Origin of the sequence: Rhodopseudomonas sp. B29, assembly GCF_000333455.1 — a bacterium.
Lineage (GTDB): Bacteria > Pseudomonadota > Alphaproteobacteria > Rhizobiales > Xanthobacteraceae > Rhodopseudomonas.
This window is the reverse complement of the sequence record NZ_BADD01000194.1, coordinates 1-3395: the sequence shown is the minus strand read 5'-3', so window position 1 is coordinate 3395 and position 3395 is coordinate 1. Positions and strand designations below refer to the sequence as shown.

Here is a 3395-nt window from a genome sequence, read left to right as displayed (position 1 = left end):
GCGGTCGGCGAGATCGTCAACACCGTGTCGTCGGCTTCGACCGAACTGGAAGCCTCCGCCAGCACCCTGACGACCTCGGCCGAGCGCGCCCAACATCTCAGCTCGACCGTCGCGGCGGCGTCGGAAGAAGCCTCCACCAATGTCCAGTCGGTGGCCTCGGCGACCGAGGAGCTGAGCTCGTCGATCAGCGAGATCAGCCGGCAGGTTCAAGAGTCTGCCCGCATGGCCGCGGACGCCGTGAACCAGGCCCGGACCACCGACGAGCGCGTCAGTGAGTTGTCGAAGGCTGCGACCCGCATTGGCGACATCATCGAACTGATCAACACAATCGCTGGTCAGACCAACCTGCTGGCCCTCAACGCCACGATCGAAGCGGCGCGAGCTGGCGAGGCTGGCCGCGGGTTCGCGGTGGTGGCTGCCGAAGTCAAGGCGCTCGCCGAGCAGACCGCGAAGGCGACGGGCGAAATCAGCCAGCAGATTTCGGGCATCCAGTCGGCGACCAACGACTCGGTCACCGCCATCAAGCAGATTGCCGGCACGATCGGCCGGCTGTCGGAGATCTCTTCGACGATCGCAGCCGCTGTCGAAGAGCAGGGCGCTGCGACCCAGGAAATCTCGCGCAACGTCCAGCAGGCCGCGATGGGAACGCAGCAGGTGTCGTCGAACGTGATCGATGTGCAGCGCGGCGCGACGGAGACCGGTTCGGCCTCGTCGCAGGTGCTGTCGTCGGCGCAGACGCTGGCGCAGGACAGCACGCGGCTGAGGAGCGAAGTCAGCCGCTTCCTCGACTCGGTCCGCGCTGCGTAGAGCAGACCGATCCTACGTCCATCGAACGGAGCCGGCTTGCCGGCTCCGTTTTCGTTTGCTGATCCACAACTACCGCCGTCATCCTGAGGTGCCCGCTGGGCCGCGCTTGGCGCGGCGCAGAGGGCCTCGAAGGATGGGCAGCGTACTCCTTGGCCGCATCCTTCGAGGCGCGCTACGCGCGCACCTCAGGATGACGAGTCTGTACTTGAGGACGACGCTGTCTCTATCAATGGATGAGACGTTCTAAGTACAAATCTCGCCCTGCATCACCATCTCGCGGAACAGCTCCACCGCTTTAGGGTTGAGCGCTCCTTCGTCGGGCAGCACCAGCGGCAGGTCGGGCGGCGCCAAGATGGCGAATTGCCGGCCCCACTCGTAGACCCAGGCGAGCCCGTCCTGAAACATCACCTCGTCGTCGTAGTGACGCGGCGTCCGGCCGGAGCGGGCCTCGGCGAAGCCGCGGCGGAAAGCGCTGTTCCAGACGATCTCGTCGAGCGGGGCCTGAAAGGTTTCGGCTTGCGGGCGCACGTCGTTCACGGGCGGGCTTCCTGCAGTTCGTCGCGTGGTGGGAGCGCGGGTATTATCCCACGCTAGGCGGCTTGCCGCATTTTGACTTTGGATCAACGGCCAGCTTGGGAGGCGGTACCAGATAGGCCGGCAGCAGCCGGCGGACCAGCGTCGCGGCGGCAGCGCGGAATCGCGGGTTGTGCAGGCAGACGCCGCCGACCAGCGCGACCGCGCAGCCGACCACGGTATCGACGAGGCGTGCTTCGATCACCTCGCGGGGAAAGCCGTGGCCGAGCGAGGTCGCGTCGGCGAGCAGGATCGTCACCGGCGTGATGAAGATCACCGCAAAGCCGTAGTGCCGGATCACCGCCGTCTCGATGATGAAGCTGAGGGTGATGAGGGCGATCGCAATGCTCCACTTCTCCAGCGGCAGCGCCAACAGCGCCGACGCCAGCACCAGGCCGAGCGCGGTCCCGAGCAGGCGATGGAGCTGTCGGCTCCAGATCGCGCGAACCGACAGGCCCTGGATCACCGCCAGGCAGCACACCGGCACCCAATAGGGGCGTTCGAGCTGCAGCACTTGCGCGAGTGCGAGCGCAAGGCCGACGAAGGCACCAATCACCACCGAGTCTAGGACGACGTGCTCAAAATCGTTGGTCGCCAGCGGCGGCACCGGCAACGGCTCGCGGATCCGCATCACGATGATCGAGTAGACCATCGCGATCAGCGTGGCGAGCAGGCTGCCGAGTACGAACAGACCGACCTTGAGCGGCATCTCGAGCAACGTGCCGGGCGTATAGGCGGCGATGGCGGCGGACATGACGAAGAACATGCTGCCCGGTGGGCCGACGCGGTAGAAGCGGCACAGCATGGTCACCAGGATCGCCGTGAAAGTGATGGCTGGTACCAGCAACCAGGGCAGCAAATGCACGATGAGCCCGAGCGTGAAGCAGGCAGCGTAGCCGAAGCCGGCCGCCATCATCGAGACCATGCGATGATGCAGCGGTGTACGCGGCAGATACAGGAACGCCATGCCGCCCAGTGAGGAGATCAGGCCGTAATCGAGGTGGTCGAAATAGGCGCCGATCAGCATCGGTGCGCCGGCCGACAGCGCCGCCGCAGCCGGCATCTGCCACGGCCGGTCGCTCGGGTTGACGGTGACGAGGGCGTGCCACTCTTCGTGCGCCAGCGCCTTCAGCCGGTGCCAAGTCCAGTGATGTCGCATCGAACGATCCGCAGCCTCTATCCACCCTGGCGCAGCCGCGCAAGCACCTTGAGGCCGCCATAGCCGTCCGCGGGGAGGAGGCCGGTCTTGAGTTGGAAGTCGCGGATCGCCTGCATGGTGTCGTTGCCGACGCGGCCGTCGGTGCCGCCGGTGTCGAAGCCGGCGCGGGTCAGGCGGGTCTGCATGTCCTGGACTTCGGCCAATGTGAGCGCGCGTTCCGAGCCAGGGAAGGGCTGCGCGAACGGACCGGCACCGAGGATGCGGTCGCCGAGATGGCAGATCGCCAGCGCGTAATTCATCGACGGGTTGTAGCTCTTCACAGCATAGAAGTTCGGGCCGAGCAGGAATTTCGGGCCGCCCGCGACCGGTACCCACATGGTGGCGCTGGCCTCCATGTCCGGGAATGGCTTGCCGTCGGCGCGGGCGACGCCGGAGCGCGACCACGCCAGATAGGAGCGGCTGCCGCTGATGTCGCCGCCGGGGCCTGTGACCTCGTAGCCCCAATGCTGATGCGGCCGATACTTGCCGCGATTGACCAGATACTTCGCAGTCGAGCCGAGCGCGTCGTCGGGCTTGCCGAACGGCGAGACGCGGCCGTCGCCGTCATAGTCGATGCCGACATTGAGCCAGACTTCCGGCATCCACTGCGTATGCCCCATGGCGCCGGCCCACGAGCCCCGCATCTCCTGCGGCGTCGACCAACCCTTGTCGACGATGCGCAGTGCGTTGATCAGCTCGGTCTCCCCATAGGGCTTGCGGCGGGGCTCACGCCACGCCAGCGCCGCCAAGGAGGGAAACACCGGGCGCATATGGTTCTGCTGCACCAAGGGATCGCCATAGGCGCTCTCGACGCCCC

General features: G+C 66.4%; 4 protein-coding genes. 1 reads left to right on the top strand and 3 read right to left on the bottom strand.

The window, feature by feature from the left end; all coding sequences use genetic code 11:
- Positions 1 to 807 (top strand): methyl-accepting chemotaxis protein (locus I5M_RS07020; protein ID WP_022720752.1); only part of this gene is annotated, 807 nt, incomplete at its 5' end.
- Positions 808 to 1050: 243 nt separating this feature from the next.
- Here I5M_RS07020 and I5M_RS07015 read toward each other — a convergent pair.
- The 3 genes from I5M_RS07015 to I5M_RS07005 all read right to left on the bottom strand — a co-directional run.
- On the bottom strand, positions 1051 to 1344 hold the full coding sequence (locus tag I5M_RS07015; RefSeq protein WP_022720751.1) for a hypothetical protein: 294 nt from the start codon (positions 1342 to 1344) through the stop codon (positions 1051 to 1053).
- Positions 1345 to 1387: 43 nt separating this feature from the next.
- A complete protein-coding gene (locus tag I5M_RS07010; RefSeq protein ID WP_022720750.1) occupies positions 1388 to 2539 on the bottom strand; it encodes an FUSC family protein in 1152 nt (383 codons plus the stop codon).
- A gap of 17 nt (positions 2540 to 2556) precedes the next feature.
- Positions 2557 to 3395, bottom strand: an 839-nt coding sequence (locus tag I5M_RS07005; RefSeq protein ID WP_022720749.1) for a peptidoglycan-binding protein, incomplete at its 5' end; no start/stop codon positions are given.